At 43.5% G+C, this 18,620-nt stretch carries 14 protein-coding genes; 5 read left to right on the top strand and 9 right to left on the bottom strand.

The annotated features are described in order from the left end of the window. Positions 1-51 precede the first annotated feature (51 nt). Positions 52-1,827, top strand: coding sequence for an HSP90 family protein (locus AC0YOD_RS16205; RefSeq protein WP_475800362.1), 1,776 nt, complete (start codon positions 52-54; stop codon positions 1,825-1,827). A 4-nt stretch (positions 1,828-1,831) separates the two neighbouring features. Further along, positions 1,832-2,896, top strand: a complete 1,065-nt coding sequence (locus AC0YOD_RS16200) for a hypothetical protein (RefSeq protein ID WP_475800361.1) — start codon at positions 1,832-1,834, stop codon at positions 2,894-2,896. Between the two features lie 87 nt (positions 2,897-2,983). Here the strand turns inward: AC0YOD_RS16200 and pepT are convergent, their stop codons facing one another. The 3 genes from pepT to AC0YOD_RS16185 form a co-directional block, all read right to left on the bottom strand. Continuing rightward, positions 2,984-4,216, bottom strand: coding sequence for a peptidase T (pepT, locus tag AC0YOD_RS16195; protein WP_475800360.1), 1,233 nt, complete (start codon positions 4,214-4,216; stop codon positions 2,984-2,986). Positions 4,217-4,344: 128 nt separating this feature from the next. Then, entirely contained in the window at positions 4,345-4,767 is a 423-nt protein-coding gene (locus AC0YOD_RS16190) for a MarR family winged helix-turn-helix transcriptional regulator (protein WP_475800359.1), read from the bottom strand. 88 nt (positions 4,768-4,855) lie between these two features. After that, positions 4,856-5,845, bottom strand: coding sequence for a DMT family transporter (locus AC0YOD_RS16185; protein ID WP_475800358.1), 990 nt, complete (start codon positions 5,843-5,845; stop codon positions 4,856-4,858). A gap of 153 nt (positions 5,846-5,998) precedes the next feature. Here AC0YOD_RS16185 and AC0YOD_RS16180 point away from each other — a divergent pair, with 153 nt between their 5' ends. Then, positions 5,999-6,868, top strand: a complete 870-nt coding sequence (locus AC0YOD_RS16180) for a LysR family transcriptional regulator (protein ID WP_475800357.1) — start codon at positions 5,999-6,001, stop codon at positions 6,866-6,868. A 98-nt stretch (positions 6,869-6,966) separates the two neighbouring features. On the opposite strand, the gene AC0YOD_RS16175 is transcribed toward AC0YOD_RS16180, so the two are convergent. From AC0YOD_RS16175 to AC0YOD_RS16155, 5 genes are all read right to left on the bottom strand, one after another. Then, positions 6,967-7,803, bottom strand: coding sequence for a MurR/RpiR family transcriptional regulator (locus tag AC0YOD_RS16175; RefSeq protein ID WP_475800356.1), 837 nt, complete (start codon positions 7,801-7,803; stop codon positions 6,967-6,969). A 94-nt stretch (positions 7,804-7,897) separates the two neighbouring features. Next, on the bottom strand, positions 7,898-8,659 hold the full coding sequence (locus tag AC0YOD_RS16170) for a PHP domain-containing protein (RefSeq protein WP_475800355.1): 762 nt from the start codon (positions 8,657-8,659) through the stop codon (positions 7,898-7,900). 18 nt (positions 8,660-8,677) lie between these two features. Then, positions 8,678-9,517: an energy-coupling factor transporter transmembrane component T family protein gene (locus tag AC0YOD_RS16165; protein ID WP_475800354.1), complete on the bottom strand. Its 840-nt coding sequence runs from the start codon at positions 9,515-9,517 to the stop codon at positions 8,678-8,680. Then, the gene (locus AC0YOD_RS16160; protein WP_475800353.1) at positions 9,504-11,285 is read right to left on the bottom strand and encodes an ABC transporter ATP-binding protein; all 1,782 of its coding nucleotides are present in this window, start codon (positions 11,283-11,285) and stop codon (positions 9,504-9,506) included. The genes AC0YOD_RS16165 and AC0YOD_RS16160 overlap by 14 nt, the downstream gene beginning before the upstream one ends. Then, positions 11,285-12,160, bottom strand: coding sequence for a DUF8171 family membrane protein (locus AC0YOD_RS16155; RefSeq protein ID WP_475800352.1), 876 nt, complete (start codon positions 12,158-12,160; stop codon positions 11,285-11,287). The genes AC0YOD_RS16160 and AC0YOD_RS16155 overlap by 1 nt, the downstream gene beginning before the upstream one ends. Positions 12,161-12,398: 238 nt before the next feature. Between AC0YOD_RS16155 and AC0YOD_RS16150 the strand changes: the two genes are divergently transcribed. Beyond that, the gene (locus tag AC0YOD_RS16150) at positions 12,399-13,160 is read left to right on the top strand and encodes a PHP domain-containing protein (protein WP_475800351.1); all 762 of its coding nucleotides are present in this window, start codon (positions 12,399-12,401) and stop codon (positions 13,158-13,160) included. Positions 13,161-13,281: 121 nt separating this feature from the next. Beyond that, positions 13,282-17,259 (top strand): S-layer homology domain-containing protein, encoded by a 3,978-nt coding sequence (locus tag AC0YOD_RS16145; RefSeq protein WP_475800350.1) that lies wholly within the window; start codon positions 13,282-13,284, stop codon positions 17,257-17,259. A gap of 89 nt (positions 17,260-17,348) precedes the next feature. On the opposite strand, the gene AC0YOD_RS16140 is transcribed toward AC0YOD_RS16145, so the two are convergent. Then, entirely contained in the window at positions 17,349-18,446 is a 1,098-nt protein-coding gene (locus tag AC0YOD_RS16140; protein WP_475800349.1) for a PRK06851 family protein, read from the bottom strand. Positions 18,447-18,620: the final 174 nt, after the last annotated feature.

Below are 18,620 nucleotides of genomic sequence, written 5' to 3'. Positions count from 1 at the left end.
AGTGATAGCAAATGCGATGAAATAAATAATAAAAAAGTGATGAGGTATATCATGACTAACAATATGAATTTTCAAGTCAATCTGCAAGGAATAATTGAGTTGCTATCCAACCATCTGTATTCTGATCCAGGTATCTTTATTAGAGAATTACTGCAAAACGGAACCGATGCAATTACGGCTAGAAAGCAGCTTGGCCATTCATTTGATGGAAAAGTAAAGGTTGAGATATTCTCATCACATACCTTATCGTTCCAGGACAATGGCTGCGGTTTGACGGAGTCTGAAATTGAGCAATTTCTAGCGCGAATCGGAAGTACGACCAAGAAGGACAACATGGATTCATCTGATGATTTTATTGGACAATTCGGGGTTGGTCTCTTATCTTGCTTCGTCGTTAGTGATGAGATCGTATTGATTACACGCTCAGCTCTGGAAGGGGATTCCTTGGAGTGGAGGGGCAAGCCGGACGGCACTTATCATATAAAGAAATTGAAAAAACAAGTTTCGATCGGAACTACCGTATATATTAAGGCCAAACCGGAATTTGAGGAATACTTTGAATTTTATCGCGTGCAGGAGCTGCTTGAGAAATTCGGACAATTTTTGCCTACATCCATCTATTTGTCTGAAGAGAAATATGAACGACAAATAAATGAGTCATTGCCGCCATGGAAAATGGAAAAAACGGCCGCATTAGAGTATTTAGAACGAGAAACCTATAGTAAACCTATGGATATCATACCTCTGCAATCAACATTGGGCGGTATTGAAGGTATTGCGTACATTCTTCCTTACTCCGTGAGCTTGCAGGAAGAAAAGAAGCATAAGGTGTATTTGAAAAATATGCTGTTGTCCGACAAGATGAATAACATTTTACCTTCATGGGCTTTTTTTGTTAATGGCATCATAAATACGAATAGCCTTCGACCGACGGCATCACGTGAGTCTTTTCAAGAAAATGATCTGTTCTATACGGTGAGGGATGAGCTGGGAGAGTGTATTAAGCGGTATCTCATTTCGTTAGCGGAGGAGAACCTGGAGCTGTTCAAACGGATCATTCTTGTACATTATGCCTCCATTAAAGCGCTGGCTGTTGAAGATGATGAACTGTACGAGCTATTTATTCGTTACCTAAGCTTTGAAACTTCCTTCGGCGATATGGATGTGGCGAGTATTGTTAGCAAGCATGCCTCGATTATGCTGACTTCTACGCTTGATGAATTTAGGCAAATTACTAGAGTGGCGAAATCTCAAAATATATTGGTCATTAACGGAGGTTATGTTCATGATTTTGAGCTTGCTCGCAAGCTTTCAAGTGTGATAGAGCATGTTAACGTTACGGTTCTAGATATTTTGGAATTTTCATATCGCTTCGAACAGTTGAATCAAGTTGAACAGCAAGAGGTACAGCCGTTCTTAGATTTATCTGACAGACTCCTTCAACCCTATCAATGTCGCGGATTAGTGAGATGGTTTGAGCCTGCTGATATTCCCGTACTCTATAATACGAATCAGGAAGTAAATTTCTTTAAGCTTGCTGAAGAGAGCGAGACGGAGGCGAATTCTCTATTTGCTAATATTGTACATGTCATTAGAACGGAACTGTATGAAGAGCCGTTCGCTCGGCTTTGTTACAACTTTAATAATCCTATAGTTCGAAAAGCCATCGCTTCCAATGATCCTACTCTTCAGAAGGTTTGTATTGAATTATTTTATACACAAGCTTTATTGATGGGTAATCATGTACTTAGTCCAGAAGAGTTGAAGCTGATGAATAGTTCTTTGCTGGAGTTTATGAACATGGGCTTGAATCAGGCGGTGGAATAGACGTATGAAAAATCGTTATGATTGGCTAAAACGCGAGATGTGGAGCATGCCGAATGGAAAACAGAAGCTTGCTCTGATGGAAGAGGCTATTCGTATTGCTGACAAATATTTAACAGACGAGGACGCATATGATGCCCGAATGGACTATTCCTCAGCTTCTATTGAATGCGGATGTCCGGAGCGGTTATTTATATCCTTCTCTTGGTGCTTGTCTAAATTTGAGAAACAGCCTAGTGTGTACTCTAGCTTTATGATTATGTGGCATTATAAATGGGTTTTGAACCAAATTTGGCGCTTGCCGCAGTTCAGTCTGGAAGCGATCGAGCTTGTCTTTGATGATTTTAAAGAGAAGTGCGAACAATACGGTTACTCCTTACGTGCGTATTATCAGCAAAAGGTGAATTTCTTGCTTTCGCAAGGCAATATGGAGGAAGCAGCTCTTTATTATGGAAAATGGAGAGCGGCATCAAGAGATCAGCTGTCGGATTGCAAAGCCTGCGAGCAAAATTTATTTGGTAAATATTATTTTACGATTAATTATAATAAAAAAGGCATGCAGGCTATTAAGCCTATTTTAGAAGGTAAAGTAAGGTGTCGCTCCGTACCTCAAAATACTTACAGTCATATGATCAGTCCTTTATTGAAATTGGGAGAATATGAGCGAGCGATCAGCACAGCAAATAAAGCGTTTCGGACGATTAAAGGGCCAGAGTTTATGGAGGAGCATGGTATCTTTATTGAGTTCTTCACTGTGACGGATATGAAGAAAGCTGTAAAGCTATATGAACAAACCATTCGTACAGGGTTGGATAGTAAGATGCCATGGGATAGGCTGCAATATTTGCTCTCCGTTCGTCTTTTTCTTCAAGAGTGGAGTAAGACAAAGCGCAGGAAAAAGCTAATGGAATCAGAGAAGGTTACGTTGGAATGGTTGGAAAGTGAAATTCAATCGTTAGCGGAGGCTTTCAATAAGAGGAACGGTAACGACTATCTGAATATCTATATCGAGGAAAAAGAATTTAATCATCGCCGGTTGGTTGCTGCTTTTCGTAAATCTAAGGCACAGTAATGGATTATAGATAAAATAAATAGAATATAAATAAGAATACCACTCCATCAAAGGAGTGGTATTTTTGTTTAGCTCATATTTTAACGATTAAGCTTTCTGCTCATACAGCTTTACAATTTCAATGATGGTATTTACAGCGTGCACCATATTGTCCACTGAAACATACTCATATCGGCCGTGATAATTTTCTCCGCCTGTGAAAATGTTCGGTGTCGGCAAGCCCATATAGGATAGCTGAGAGCCGTCTGTACCGCCGCGAATCGGCTCGATAATCGGCTTAATGCCTAGGTTCTCCATGGCCTGTCTGGCGATATCAACTACTTCTTTGACGGGCTCGATTTTTTCCTTCATGTTGAAATATTGGTCTTTGATTTCGATAGCAATACGCTCTGCTCCGTACTTCGACTGAAGCTCCTCTACGATCCCAGTCAACTCTGCTTTTCTCTCGTCAAATCGTTTGCGGTCGTGATCACGAATCAGGTAGCGAAGCTGAGTTTGCTCGACATCGCCCTGAATAGAGGACAGATGATAGAAGCCTTCATGGCCTTCTGTATGCTCAGGAGCTTCATTTGCTGGCAGTTTTCCGTGAAGCTCCATTGCGATTTTTGCAGCGTTGATCATTTTGCCTTTTGCTGTACCGGGATGAACGTTTTTGCCTTTGCAGGTTATGACGACACCGGCTGCATTAAAGCTTTCATATTGAAGCTCGCCGAGAGGGCCTCCGTCCATCGTATAGGCATATACAGCATCAAAGGCAGCTACATCAAACTTATGCGGTCCTCGTCCGATCTCTTCATCCGGGGTAAAAGCGACTCTAACTCGGCCATGCTTAAGCTCAGGATGACTGATTAGATAGGCCATAGCAGTCATGATTTCTGCGATACCGGCTTTATCGTCTGCACCAAGAAGAGTAGTTCCATCTGTCGTAATTAATGTCTGTCCTTTGTAGCCAGCCAGCTCCGGAAAATCCTTCGGGGATAAAATAATATTCAGCGCTTCGTTCAATACGATGTCTTGCCCATCATATTGTTCTATTATTTGGGGCGTTACGTTAGCACCAGTAAAGTCGGTTGCCGTATCCACATGGGCAAGGAAGCCGATTGTCGGAATCACTTTGTCCGTATTGGCAGGAAGAGTTGCCATAACATAACCATTGGCATCAATGGTGACCTCCTGCATGCCGATTGCTTTTAATTCTTCCACGAGCATATGGGCTAGTGTCAGCTGCCCAGGAGTGGAGGGACATGTCTCGTTGTTCTCATCGGATTGTGTTTCAACTTGCGCATAAGAGATGAATCTGGACATTATCTCGTTTTTCATGGTCAATTATCAGCTCCACTACAATTTATTATGTAACAAATTATAATACAAAAGCGGCGGCATCCCAAATGGCGTCGCCAGAGTGGCTTTGCCGCAACGGTAAGAATAAGCAACTTTCAATGGTTATTTTATATGAATGTACGGTTGAATTTTTTCATAAGCTGTCCGAACATCTCACGATCCTCAGGGGACCAGTCCTTTAGGAGCGTACCTATCTCAGCGGATCTAGCATCCTTATTCTCGATTAATTCCTTAGTTCCCAGCTCCGTTATTTGAAGAGAGTATGCCCTGCCATCCATCGGATCAGGGATACGTACAACGTATCCTTTTTGTTCAAGTGTTGCTGCTTGCCTGCTGACGGTAGAAATATCCAGCCAAAATTCATCTGCTAATGCTTTCACGCCAGCAGAGCCGTGAGAGGCAATTTGATGCAGCAGAAGGTAAGCAGAACGATCGAGACTTCCGATTTTTTTGGAAGTTGAGAAGGAGGTAATACGGCGGAGTAGGAGTGCCAATTCAAATTCAATCGTTTCCAATGAATTCTCATTCATATTGTTTACTACCTCACTCTTATTATTATTTGCTATGCCTAATGGTATCATAAGGACAATCGATTTTAAATGATAAAGGCTGCCCCTATTAGGGGGCAGCCTTTATCATTTCGCCTTTTGGACGAGGTGCAGCCTTATAATTCCGATGCTTATTCTGGCGCATCGCTTTCCGCTGATATGCATTGTTTCTTATGAGTGCAAAGATAATTAGGAGTGTTCCGAAAAATTCATAGCTGCTTATATGATAGCCTTGGAAAGCCATAATAACGAATGTCGTAATGGGAACAAAATTGATAAATAATATGCCGTTGAGCGGCGAGAGTAATTTGATCCCCATATTCCAGCTTAGCAAGGCAGCTAATCCCGGCAATAAGACCATAAATGACATTTCATATTTAATTGAGAGTATGGTTTCCCAAGTTGGAACGGGGAGAAACCCAAAGCTGGAGCCAAGTGTCACGATGACAAAAGATACGGCACTTCCCAGCAAACAAGTTAAAGTGGAATAGCGCAGTACTGACCATTCCTTAAACTGACTTCCGCCCATGGAATAGATGACCCAGCCTACAACGCCGGCAAAGATCAACAAGAGTGGAAACAGATGCTGTCCTGCCATCATGAAGAAGGCTAATTCACCTTTAGTAATAACAAGTAAAGCGCCGGCAAGCGCAATGACTATACTGGTGATCATGAATTTTTTTGGAGCTTTTTTTGTCGTGATCCATACGACGATGATGGATATCATCGGCATGAGCACTTCCATAATGGATGCAGCAACCGTTCCTGACTCACCCATAAGCTGCTGTCCTAGGAAGACGCACATATTATAAATGGTAAAGGCGAACGTTCCAAAAAATAATAAGGTTTTGCCCCGTCCCTCTAGACGGAAGGCAGCTTTTCCTTCTTTTATCCAGAGCATAATACTGAGAATGATACCAACAATAGCATAACGAATAAATGAAAAATAAAAGGGATCGATTTTCTCTAATGCGAGGTGTGCTACTGGAAACATTGCTCCCCATGACATACTTGCAATGAGGCACAAGATGGAGCCAATGACGATTTGTTTTTTTAACATGAACATTCTCTCTCCCTAGCGAAATCTGCCGAATTAACGTATATAGTCAATCATAGGGGGAAGAGGGGTATCAGTAAAATGATTGAAAATAAAGTTTATCATCATTTATAATGATATCAGATAAAAGCAACGGCTTGCAGCGGAGGGGTCATATTGGAGTTTAATGATTTGAAAATCTTTGAGACAGTTGCTGCGCATGGCAGTATCAGCAAAGCTGCATTGGAGCTGAACTACGTACAGTCCAATGTGACAGCAAGAATTAAGCTGATTGAGAAAGAGCTTGGTACGCCATTGTTTAATCGGCACAAGCGAGGAATGATTCTGAACACCGAAGGAAAGCGATTATTGGAGCATACAAGAGACATCCTGTCCAAAATGGAGGAGATGAAGCGTACCTTTCAAGACAAGTCGAATCCATCGGGTGTCCTCGAAATTGGGATTGTAGAGACAGTGAACGCTCTTCCATATATTTTATCCTCTTACTATAGCAAGTATCCAAATGTTGAAATATCATTAAAAGCTGGGGTAACCGATTTTTTGCTGCAAGAGGTTATCGAAATGAAGCTTGATGGAGCGTTTGTTACGGGTCCGATTAGGCATCCATTAATTGAACAGGTTGAGGTTATTCAAGAAAGGTTAGTTCTCGTTACGAAAGCAGAGACCTTCTCGATGGAGGATATAACAACAAGACCCCTATTGCTATATAATAAAGGCTGCGGTTATCGCGAAAGACTGGAAAGCTGGATGAAGGTCGAGGGAATTATCCCAAAACAAATCATGGAGTTCGGAACGTTTGGGACAATTATTGGGAGCGTAGCAGCAGGTATAGGTATAACGATTATTCCGGAATCGTCCATTACCGATTTGGTTGCGAATGGCACCGTATACTGTCATAGCCTGCCGGAGCCTTATCGTGAAATTACAACCATATTTATAAGGCGTAAAGATGCGTATTTAACGAGCACACTGCAATGCTTCATAGATGAAATTGTGGCTCGAACGAGGCGGGAGTCTAAGTTATAGTCAAAAAAAACGATGACTGCACAGTCATCGTTTTTTTTGTGTATAAGTGCAATGAAATAAGACAAAAGAGGTTACTTTTAGTCGGAAGCGGGTCTCTTTTATTTGGGTAAAAAAGTAGCATATTGCTTGCGCATCGCGTGAAGCTGCTTAAGTTTCTCCATCGCGGAATCCCCTCGACGTCCGGCGAGTGATACAGAGAGGCTCTCAACGATTGTCATCGGAGCGACAAGGGAGTGGAAAGCGTCGGTGTCGCCCCGATCCACTTGAAGAACGATATCACTCTCATTGATCATATCCGAAAGCAGAAGATCAGTGACCAAAATGGTCGTATATCGGGATTCGGCTGCCTGTTCCAGAATGACGGTCGCTTCAGGAGACTTGCGGACAAAGCCGAAAAAAAGAACGACGTCCTTCGGACCTGCATGGACGAGGCTTTCTAGCAATTCATGTCCGCTCTGAGCCATAATCCGAACTTCCATTCCAATCCGGTTCAACCGGAAGCGCAATAGATCGGTCAGACAGGAAGTGGAGCCGGGGCCATGCACATATAGGTTATCCGCAGTGTTCAACGCCTCCACGGCTTGGTCGAACGCTGGAAGAGAAATTCTTTTTGCTGTTTCTTCTAGATTGACCGCAGCAGAGGAAATCATCTGGACGACGACCTCATTTTCGGTCTTTTCTAAAACATACTGCATTTTGCGCGCAGGGGTCGAATGCTGCGTTTCCTGCAAATATTTTTTAAATGATTTCAAATTCTCATAGCCGATAGATTTCCAAAACCGAGATACGGTAGCGATACTGACGCCTGATTTAGCCGCAATGTCTTCTTCCGTATAAAAAGGAATTCGTTCCGGTGATTTAACGATGAAATCAGCTATTTTTTGCTGGCTTTTGGACATTTGATTAAATGGGATATCAAACTCTAGCTTGTTCATGGGCATCCTCCCACAGAGTATATAACCAGCCTCGAAGACTGCGAAGGTCGTACCCTCATATTGTACCCTCTTCTACCTATTTTTCCAATCTGTCTTATAGTACAGCTGCTTTACTAGTCTGCTTCAAAAGCTTTTTGACCAAGGTAGCCGCTTTAACTTTTGTATCAAGACAAGGAGATACTTTGATCTGGTAACGACCTTGCTTCAAGCAATCCGATATATCAGAAACCGTGCTATAATCTGCATCCAGCTGATTCATGATGCTTCCGAATTGAAGCGGATGGTGAGTATCGCTGCCTGCCACAATCGGTATACCGATTGTATGAGCCAATTCCATGACAGATTGTTTCATGCTTGGTCCGTAGGTAAATAAATCCTTAGCATTGAGATCGAAAAAATCGAGGCGGCGAAGGGTGGCAACTTCATGCTGGTCTAAAGGATTGCTTTCTCGGTGCGGGTGCGCTCCGATTCTTATCAGCGATAGTTCATCGCACCAATCCAGTAACTGCTCGAATGGTACAAAGTAGTCTTTCTCGGTGTGGGGCTCCAGTCTCTCACGCAGCTCTAATACGGCGTCTCGTGTACCGATGACAAGAATATGTCCTCCGAATTTGACGTCCACCTCCATGCCTGGGAATACCTTAAAGCCATCCACATCGTAATAATCGTCCGTGTATGTGTAATGAGTCTCTAATTCCTCATAGATGTCATGGAACCGGTAAGTATTAAAATGCTCCGTCATGGCGATGGCATCTAGGCCGTTTAGTTTTGCTTCTTGGATCGATTCCTGAAAGTATTCGATTGAAAATTTCGTTTTTTTAGTTAACTTTATATGTGAATGAAGATCGATTTTCATCATTGTATTCTCCTGTCATTATAATTTGAAATGGCTGCCGAGCCAGAATAGGAAAGCGACGTAAATAGCAGATACAGCAAGGAAAACATAGTCGCGAGGTAAAATTTTTAAATAAGCGAGCTTAATTCGTTTTACCTTTGGGTCTTTGATTGCATAAGTGAAGCCTTTCACTTCTAAAGCCTCCACCGTTGTCCGCGTACGCTTTGCTGTATTAAGGATGAGTGGATAAAAGGCCAGAACTGATATTTTTCCCATATAAACGAGTGATCGCCAGCCGAGCAGACCCTTTCGCAGCGGTGCGCGACCCCGAAGCCGGAAGGAATATAGCAGATTATTATATTCTTCGATGAGAATAGGAAGCATACGATAGCCGTACGCTACACCGAAGCTGAATTGCGCAGGTATGCCGAGGCTAAGTAGTGCATCGCTGAGCTTCTCGGGGTCCATGCTGGAAAATACGGCAATACTCGCAAGCGCAATAACTAGAAGCTTCAGTGTCAGGGTAGAAAGCGCCCATGCGGCAGAGAGTCCACCGCCGAAGGCTAAAGAGACAATTAGCATATAAGCGGTATCCGAGACGAGTCCGAATGCCAGGACGATGAGCACTAGAAAGCTAGGCTTTGAAGTGTACGTAAGAACAGCAATGGCTAGCAGCATCCCAATAAGCACTGTCTTGTTATGAATGAACCAAGGAGCAATCGCGAAGAAGGAATACCATCCGATCAGCATCCGCGGGTCGAACCGTGAGAGGAACGTCATGGAGTGTCCGAAAGCTGTTCGAAGCAGCTCAATCTTAATTCTCTCGACGCTCAATTTTTCCCAGAAGGTTGTTTTATGGTTCTGTTCAGCTAATTCCATGAGTAACCTCCTCCTTATTGCCCTTTGGCATGCTTTGCATATGGCGAACAAATTCTTCTACGGATAAACAGGTTGGTTCAATACCCAAACGGCTGCTTAATTGCACGATTTGTGGAGCGATCAAAGCTGCTTTTTCGAGAATATCCGTATGATGAAATACACTGCGGCTGTCTGTGTCGAGAAGAATGCGGCCTTCATTCATCACGATTACTCTTGTCGCCCAATCGGCTACAAGCTGCATGTCATGGGTGGCTACGACAACTGCTTTGACATGATCACGAAGCTGATCGAATAGCAGTGTCATTTCCCTTCGGCTGGCAATATCGAGACTTGCAGTCGGCTCATCAAGAAGCATAATGGCAGGGCGCATAGCCATGCCGATTGCAAGTGTTGCACGCCGCTGCTGACCTCCGCTTAACAATCGTCCGTCTCGCTCTTGCAAGTCTGTCAGCTTAAATCTTTGCAGGACATCATCCACAAATGGCTCAATTCCCTGCTGCTTTCTAGCCTTTAGGAAATAGGCAACATCTTGGCGAATATTATCGGCAATGAACATTTCCTCGGGATTCTGGAAGAGGAAGGCTACTTGATCGGATAATTGCTCAGGAGTCGTCTTGCGCGTATCAGTCCCACAGACGGTAACCCTGCCCTCCCATGGAAGACGGAGCCCCGAGATTTGGCGCAGTAGCGTGGATTTGCCGGCCCCGTTGTTGCCAATCAGTGCGATACGGTCACCTTCGTGGATCTTCAAATCGATTCCACGTAGGATGGGCTTTTTCTTCCGATCGATTCCTTGATAGCCGCTTGTTACACCTTCGAAATGGACAAGAGTCTCCCATGTTGATCCATTTAGACTAGTTGCATGGATGTCATTATGATTGAAGTGATGCGAAGTGCTTACTCCCAGCGGTGCAAAGTGGACTACAGCTTCATCAATCGTAATGGGATATACCATTTCACGTTCTTTCTCTTGCTCACTGCGAAGAGCATGAACGGCCTGAGTGACTTGGGGAGGCTGAATGTTCATCTCATTCAGCTCAGAGATTGCCGATAATCCTTCAGACACAGATTTTACCCAACGAACTTTGCCGCCAGCCTCCATAAGAACGATGTTTTTGCAGAAATCGGCAATGAACTCCGTATGATGCTCGATAACGACAATGGTCTTTCCGTACTTTTCATTTAATAATTTCAGCTTCTCATAAATAATCCGTGCATGGGCAGGATCGAGCTGGGCTACAGGCTCATCCACCACGATAATATCGGGATTGAGAGCCAGTGCTGCAGCTAGTGCGACCATATGCTTCTGCCCGCCGCTTAGCTGCCAAATCCAGTCTCTCTGTAAATGCTCAATTTCAAGCATTTGCAGGGCAAGCATACCCCTCTGCCGGTAGTCCTCGAAGCCAAAGTTAAGAGGGGCGAAGCATACTTCATCGTAAACGGTAGGACGCACCAATTGGTTCTCGAAGTCTTGAAAAACATAGGCGACACATTTGGATAGTTCAGCAACGCTGAGGTCGGATGTGAGATTGCCATCAATCGTAATTGTGCCTTCCAAATCACCGGAATAATAGGTCGGGATCAGACCATTAAAGCATTTGCAGAGAGTGGATTTCCCACTCCCGTTGCTTCCTGCAATGGCTACAAAATCGCCGCGATGAATAGATAGATTAACCCCTTCTAGAGAATGGGATGGTGCGCCGGGATAACGGAAGGTTACATTGCTGAGCTGAATAATCGGTTGCTCCTCCGTTGATAGGTTCGCCATTAAGCTGCTTCTCCTTTCCGTTTGCCTGCTTTTCTATTCAAGGACCAAATTAATGTGGTAATGAAAATAATCGCTGCAACGCCCATGCTAATCCAGATTGCCCCATTGCCTAGTCCAGCCATAAAATCGGATTCCCAGTCAATAAAGTTGATGTCTGATTCAGCCAAAAATTCCGCTGTGCCTGCCACTAGGAACAATAGAATGCTTATTAGCAGTAATCTAGGTGTTACGAAATCACCAATGGAGGAAGTAGCTCTTCCATCGCGAGGCTTCATGCCAAGAAGCGGTTCAACCTTGCCGTAAAGTCGAGGGACGAGGTACAGAGTCGGTAATAATGCGAATAACGTTCCAGAGATAACCATCGCATTTAGAAAGGCAAAGCCTTCAATGGCGAGTACACTTTCGGGAAGACCAGGTACAGCTTCAAATTCTTCAATTCCAAAATACACTTTACTGATATCAACGATGGTGCCGAGCAGTTGATCGATTCCAATAGCAACATATGCCGCAAGCGCTAGTTGACGTTTGTTTTTTGGATTTGTAACGAGCATGCCGCCAATAAAGATCGCCAGTGAGAATTCAATGAACTTTTCCAGCTCACCGAGTCCTCCGAATTGGCCCAGAAGCAGTTCTCCGAAAATAATTTCTCCCACGCAAGCTCCAAGAGCTGCATAGAGAGGGTTAAATAGAATAGCGAATAGAAGCGGTATGAAAATAAAATATTCGACTTTAAGCTCAATTGGGCCGAACTTTAATTCTGGAATGAGTTCTGTAATCATGTTGGAAATACCGTACAAGGACATGGATAAAATGAAGATCATAAGTTTTTGCTGAGAGGTCAGCTCCCAGCGTTTGGACGTTAAACTAGCATTCATTTTCGTTCCCCCTAATAGTTTTGTTGATCACCGCAGTGATCAGTAAGACTGCTTTTTAAGTACATTAATCAGCGATGTCCTCGTCTTCTCTTTTAGAATAGGGGCTATTTGTTATGGGACCGTTAACATATTATTAATTTTGAGTTAATTTATTTCAAAATATTGTACATGAAAATAAATTATCATTATAATGGGCATGTAGCGTTGCGATAATACCAATATTGGGGGCGTATATGAAGTGAGAATAGATTTGCATACTCATGCTAAATGGTCAAAAAATACGGAGTTTTCCTATGATTATTTTCGAAATATGATGATTGGGGCGGGCAAAAAAGGGTTGGATGCCGTCGCTTTGACTGAGCATTTTAACACCTGCCGCTTTAATGATATTTTTGATACATTAGATCGCTATTGCAGATATGAGGGCAATTATTATGTCGTTGAAGGGATTAAAGTATTTCCTGGAATAGAGGTAGATGTGCATGAGAGAGGGCATATTTTGCTGATTGGAACGAGGGAGGGTATTAGGGACATTCGATTGAATCTAGAAGATCATACGAAGGAAGATCTATTTATTGAGATGGATTCATTACTGGATCTGAGCGATAAGAATGGCTGTCTAAGTATCGGGGCTCATCCGTTCCGAGAGATGAATCCTCTTTATCATGTGAAGCCGGAGCTGCTTGCCCGATTGGACGCATTCGATTTGAACGGCAGAGATTTGCATCATTATGATCTTACTATGGAGGCAAAAGTAAATGGACTGGGGGATAGCATTGGCATCCCCGTTGTTGCGGGCAGTGATACACATCAGGCTCTGCAGTTTGGGAGTATATATAATGAACTTGATCAAAACTGCAATACGATTGTTGAGCTGCGTGATGCTATACGGCAAGGCTCTTATCAGTATCGAATTTCAGAGCAGCTTCATTTAAAGGTGCAAGCTGCTGAGGCTGAACAAGCGCTTTATAAGAAAAATAGGATGGTTCAAAGCACATAGATGCTCGCAATCTTTACAAAACCTCAAAACTGAGAAAATAGAGCATTAACAATCTCTTGTTATGATGAGGCAGTCTAGTATGAAAACTAGATTGTAAAATTCATCTAAAAAGGAGATTAATATGAACATCGTTAATAAAAGATTATTATCTATTCTGTTATCCTTGGCATTACTGCTTGGTTTGCTCGGTACGGCTGGTCCATCCTCCGTATCGGCAGCATCAACAGACGAGACGGTTCTTTTGCCAAAAAATTCGGAGTGGAAATACTATGATAAAGGTATAGAACAAGAATCAGTATGGAAATCCACTTATGATGACACGGCATGGAGCTCTAACGTAGCCCCATTCGGTTATAAGGATAATGGAGCGGGAGTCACCACCTCGCAATTTGGTGATTTGAAAACCATTATTGATTATGGCGCGGATAAAAAGAAAAAGTATACGACTACATATTTCCGTACCAATCTAAATGTAGACAAAGCAAAGCTTGACGGTTATGGTCAGCTGCTCGCTACCTTTGCAATAGATGACGGTGCTGTTATCTATGCCAATGGAAAAGAAATAGCGCGCTATGGACTGCCAGAAGGTGAGATCACGTATAGCACGAAAGCAACATCAGGCAAGGATTTGCCGGTTATTTACACAGATATGGATCTTACAAAAGAACTAAAAGAGAACCTTCACAATGGTGCTAACGTGCTTGCGGTTGAGGTTCATCAGCAAAGCGACAGCAGCTCTGATCTCTACTTCGATATGGAATTGGTCGCTCTTCCGAAAGCACCTGTCGTGGAAGTAAGCAAGGTAACGGTAACCTTCAATGGTGATCCGATTAGCTCTAAAGGCTTTGCTTGGTACACGCCGCTGCAATCAACGGATAGTGACTTGCAAGTAGTAGAAAAAACAGGTGAAACGGCTGACTTTACGAAGGCAACGGCATTTACAGGTCGTTCCGCAAAATCTTCAAATTCAAACGCTGAGCTTATCCATAAGGCTGAAGCGACAGGTCTAAAGGCTAATACAACGTATTTCTTCCGTGTCGGCGACCAGAAGCTGAATATCTGGAGCGAGACAGGAACGTTCCAAACTGCGCCGACTAGCGGTGCATTCAGCTTTATCGATTTGACAGATACACAAGCGAAGGAAGAGGATGAAGCCATTCTTTCAGGCGAAACCCTATCCAAAGCGCTGGCTACTGTGCCAAATGCGAAATTTATAGTGCATAATGGGGACGTTGTAGAAAACGGAACTAGCGAACAGGAATGGAACTGGTTGCTTGGTCATTCGCAAAGCTCACTGCTGAACACGACGATTGTTCCGGCAGCAGGTAATCACGAGGATAAGAATAACGCATTTTTCGAGCATTTTAATATTAAGCAGGCTGAGAATTCAGCAACTTTAACGGGCGCTTATTATTCATATGATTACAGTAACGCTCACTTTATCGTACTAAACTCAAATGAAAATTCGACTGAGTATGCAAATTTCTCTGTTGAACAAGTTGAATGGTTGAAAAAGGATGCGAAAGCAGCGAAAGCTGCGGGAGCAGAGTGGATTATCGTCAACATTCACAAAGGTCCTTATACAACCTCAAACCATGCAACGGACAGCGATATTATCGGAGCGAATGGCGTGAGAAATAAAATTGCTCCGCTTATGAATGAATTGGATATCGATTTTGTTTTCCAAGGCCATGACCATATCTATGCACGTACAAAACCAATTAAGAGCGATGGCACAGCGGAATCTGTCGAGAAAATTACAGAAACATTGAATGGGAAAACCATTGATTATGCTGTAAAACCAGACGGAACGATTTATGTCATTCCAGCAACAGCGGGTGCAAAGGTTTATTTCAAAAACCAAAAAACACAGCTGGGCGATGCTTACTTTAATCTGTTTGAGCTTTCAGAAGAGAATCATGCACGGAAATATGGCGATACAACGAGTCTTGCTCGTGGGCATGTACAAAATTTTGTGGGTATTACGATAGACGGCAGCAAGTTGACTGCTGTAACGTACGAAATTGATCAAAACCTAAACAATGCTGAGCCATTTATTGTCGATCAGTTCGGAATTACAAAGGAAACAAAACCTGATTACAGCAAGGAAAAAGTAAGCAAAGTAACGGTAACCTTCAATGGTGATACCGTAAGCTCGAAAGGCTTTGCTTGGTACACTTCATCGCTTGTTAAGGGCAATGATGTACAAGTTGTAGAGAAAACAAATGCTGCAGCTGACTTTACGGGTGCAACGGCATTCACAGGACGTTCAACGGTATCATCAAACTCTCCGAAGGAGCTTGTTCACAAGGCGGAAGCGACTGGCTTGAAAGCAGATACGGCATACTACTTCCGTGTTGGTGACGCAGCACTCAATATTTGGAGCGAAACAGGAACATTCCGTACGGCTGCAAAAGATGGCGCATTTACATTCATCGACCTAGCGGATACGCAAGCGAAGGATGAAGTAGAAGCTAAGCTTTCATCTGAGACGTTAGCTAAAGCGCTAGATACGGTACCAAACGCACAGTTTGTTGTTCATAATGGCGATATTGTAGATACAGGAACAAAAGAAGAGCAGTGGAACTGGCTTCTTGGTCACTCGCAGGATAGTCTTTTGAATACGACCATTGTACCTTCTGCAGGTAATCATGAGGATGAGAACTTTGCTTTCTACGAGCATTTCAACATCAAGCAAGCGGAGAATTCTGCTACTGAGACAGGTGCTTATTATTCTTATGATTACAGCAATGCTCATTTTATCGTACTGAACTCCAATGAGGATTCGGAACAATATGCGAACTTCTCTGTAGATCAAGTGGAGTGGTTGAAGAAGGATGCAAAAGCAGCAAAGGCTGCCGGAGCAAAGTGGATCATTGTAAATATTCACAAAGGTCCTTACACAACTTCGAATCATGCAACGGATTCTGATATTATGGATGCGAATGGTGTAAGGAACCAAATTGCTCCGCTGATGGCTGAGCTGGGGATTGACTTTGTCGTACAAGGTCATGACCATATCTATGCACGTACAAAACCGATTAAGCAGGATGGTAAAGCATCCGAGCCAGAAAAAATCGTAGAAAAGCTGAATGGTGAGACGATAGAGTACAGCGTTAATCCTGACGGTTCCATCTATGTGATTCCAGCTACTGCAGGTCCAAAGGTTTATTATAAAAACCCGAGTGAGAAGCTAGGGGATGCGTATTACAACCTCTTCGAACTTGCAGAGGAAAATCATGCAGCTAAGTATGGTGCAGATCCATCGGATAATCGCCGTCCTAAGCGCAGCCAAGTTCAAAACTTCGTCGGCATTACCATTGACGGAGATAAATTGACGGCTGTAACGTATGAGATTGACCAAAATCTTAACGGCGCTAAGCCATTTATTGTTGATCAGTTCGGTATTGTGAAGAAGACGGTTACCGACCCAGGAACAAACCCAGGAACGAACCCAGGAACAAACCCAGGAACGAACCCAGGAACGAACCCAGGTACAACAACACCAGGAACGGGTACAGAAACGAACCCGGGCACAACAACGCCTGGAACAGGCGGTGAGTCTCAGGTTGTGTTGACGGATATCGCAGGACACTGGGCTGCATCAGCTATTAAGCAAGCGGTAGAAGCAGGCTTCGTGAAAGGTTATGGCGATAATCAATTCCTACCGAATAAATCCGTGAATCGTGCTGAGTTCATTACAATGCTGGCTCGCGCATTGAAACTCCCGGATACAACTAATAGCACAAACTTTAAAGATGCTGACAAAATACCTGCATGGGCGCTATCATTCGCAGCACAAGCAGTAGAATCAGGGATTATAAGCGGCTATGAGGACGGTACATTCGGTCCTGCCAAAGAGCTTAACCGAGCAGAACTCGTTGCAATGATCGTTCGTGCAAGCAACATAAAAGTAGATCCGAACGCGAAATTATCGTTTGCGGATGGGAAAGATGTTCCAGCATGGGCAGTGCCTTATGTTGCAGCAGCAGTAGATGCGGGCTTAGTAAGCGGAGTAGGTAAAAATCGTTTCGCTCCGAAGCAAATCGCAACGCGTGCTGAGGCAGTAGCACTTATTATTGGAATGCTGAATAAATAAATCAATCTACAACAATAACGTTACGCCAAAAAGCCTGCAGGCCTCACCATTATGGTGAAAGCTTGCAGGCTTTCTTATGATTGGAGCCCTTAATTAGCATTGGCTGAGATGCTGCTGATGATCTCTTTAATCCCGTCCTTGATACGCTCAGCCCCACGGAAATCGAAAGATTGGGTCTGAATCCGTTCCAGTTCATCCTGAATGGACTTAGCAAATGCAAGCTCCGCGGTAGAAGACTTCATTTGGGAAGAGTAACGGTTTTTGATTTCAGTAATTGTATCGAAATAGGCCTCATCTGTACCTGGTTTGATACAGGAAGCATACATATCTACAATTTCGTCAGTTGCGCGATCTGGAAAATACTCATGCGGTGCCGTACTGTCAAAGATAGCGAATCCCAGCTCCCGAACGATGACCATATCTAAGCTGTTGGGATCGAAACCGCAATGATAGATCTCTACATCGAGCCCTCGTTCGATTGCCACTGCCGCTAATTTTTTGAGTAAGGTTGATTTACCGGAGCCAGCTCTGCCTTTAATCAAATATCTTTTCAAGCCTTCAGTTAGATTCGGAACAAAATCTACGGCACCGCGTGGTGTAGCAGCACCTAGAAAGCGATGATCAACTCGGCTCGGCTTCTTCAATCTACAATCACCAAAGAGTGTGCCAATGTACGTTTCAGTCAACTCATTAGCGGCTTGAAAATTCATATTAGCAATATAGAGTGCTTCCCAATCGTCATGAATGCGAAGCGCTTCAGCGAAACCTGCGTAAGCGCGATCATATGCTTGCGCTAATTGTTCTTTTAACCGCTCGGTTTCTAGGTTCAACGCATTAAGCCTTTCAGAGTCTGTCGCTTCGCTCAAATCAACGTATTGCAGTGCGGGACCAGAAAGCTGCGGCTCAATAAATCTCGGACCGGTTCCATCTACAATCCCGAGCTTTAGCGCGGGAACGATTAATCCATCGAGCGCGTCATTGTCTGAAGGGCAATGAAGCAACCAAATGTCATAGTTATCTCTCACCATCCCGTCTGAGATTGTTCTTATTAAATTGGATCGTTCTGCAATAGGTCCTCCTTTCAAAATAAAGAGGCGGTCTATTTCTTGCAAAGATGAGTCAAACAGGCTGGTAAAGCCATGGGCCGTATTGCCGTTCACAAAGAAGTTTTTGATGATTCCAGTCATAACCGTCACACCTTCCTAGGCTAATGTCATGCTGCATACACCATCGTATTAGGTTCATATCGAAAAGGTGTCAGTTGTTATATTTAGGGGGTGAAGTGTAATTGTCTCTTCTTTTTTTGGAGATGCTAGTGTAAAATCGGAAAACGCCACTCTAAAGAGCAAGTACAAGGTAAC

The sequence above is a fragment of the Paenibacillus sp. J31P13 genome (assembly GCF_056269295.1).
Note: the sequence above shows the minus strand (reverse complement) of the source record. Positions and strands in the feature narration are given on the sequence as shown.

Bases quoted from the DNA above. Each gene is read 5' to 3' on its own strand.
- AC0YOD_RS16205 (WP_475800362.1), top strand. From the start codon at position 52: ATGACTAACAATATGAATTTTCAAGTCAATCTGCAAGGAATAATTGAG.
- AC0YOD_RS16200 (WP_475800361.1), top strand. From the start codon at position 1,832: ATGAAAAATCGTTATGATTGGCTAAAACGCGAGATGTGGAGCATGCCG.
- pepT (WP_475800360.1), bottom strand. From the start codon at position 4,216: ATGAAAAACGAGATAATGTCCAGATTCATCTCTTATGCGCAAGTTGAA.
- AC0YOD_RS16190 (WP_475800359.1), bottom strand. From the start codon at position 4,767: ATGAATGAGAATTCATTGGAAACGATTGAATTTGAATTGGCACTCCTA.
- AC0YOD_RS16185 (WP_475800358.1), bottom strand. From the start codon at position 5,845: ATGTTAAAAAAACAAATCGTCATTGGCTCCATCTTGTGCCTCATTGCA.
- AC0YOD_RS16175 (WP_475800356.1), bottom strand. From the start codon at position 7,803: ATGAACAAGCTAGAGTTTGATATCCCATTTAATCAAATGTCCAAAAGC.
- AC0YOD_RS16170 (WP_475800355.1), bottom strand. From the start codon at position 8,659: ATGAAAATCGATCTTCATTCACATATAAAGTTAACTAAAAAAACGAAA.
- AC0YOD_RS16165 (WP_475800354.1), bottom strand. From the start codon at position 9,517: ATGGAATTAGCTGAACAGAACCATAAAACAACCTTCTGGGAAAAATTG.
- AC0YOD_RS16160 (WP_475800353.1), bottom strand. From the start codon at position 11,285: ATGGCGAACCTATCAACGGAGGAGCAACCGATTATTCAGCTCAGCAAT.
- AC0YOD_RS16155 (WP_475800352.1), bottom strand. From the start codon at position 12,160: ATGAATGCTAGTTTAACGTCCAAACGCTGGGAGCTGACCTCTCAGCAA.
- AC0YOD_RS16145 (WP_475800350.1), top strand. From the start codon at position 13,282: ATGAACATCGTTAATAAAAGATTATTATCTATTCTGTTATCCTTGGCA.
- AC0YOD_RS16140 (WP_475800349.1), bottom strand. From the start codon at position 18,446: ATGACTGGAATCATCAAAAACTTCTTTGTGAACGGCAATACGGCCCAT.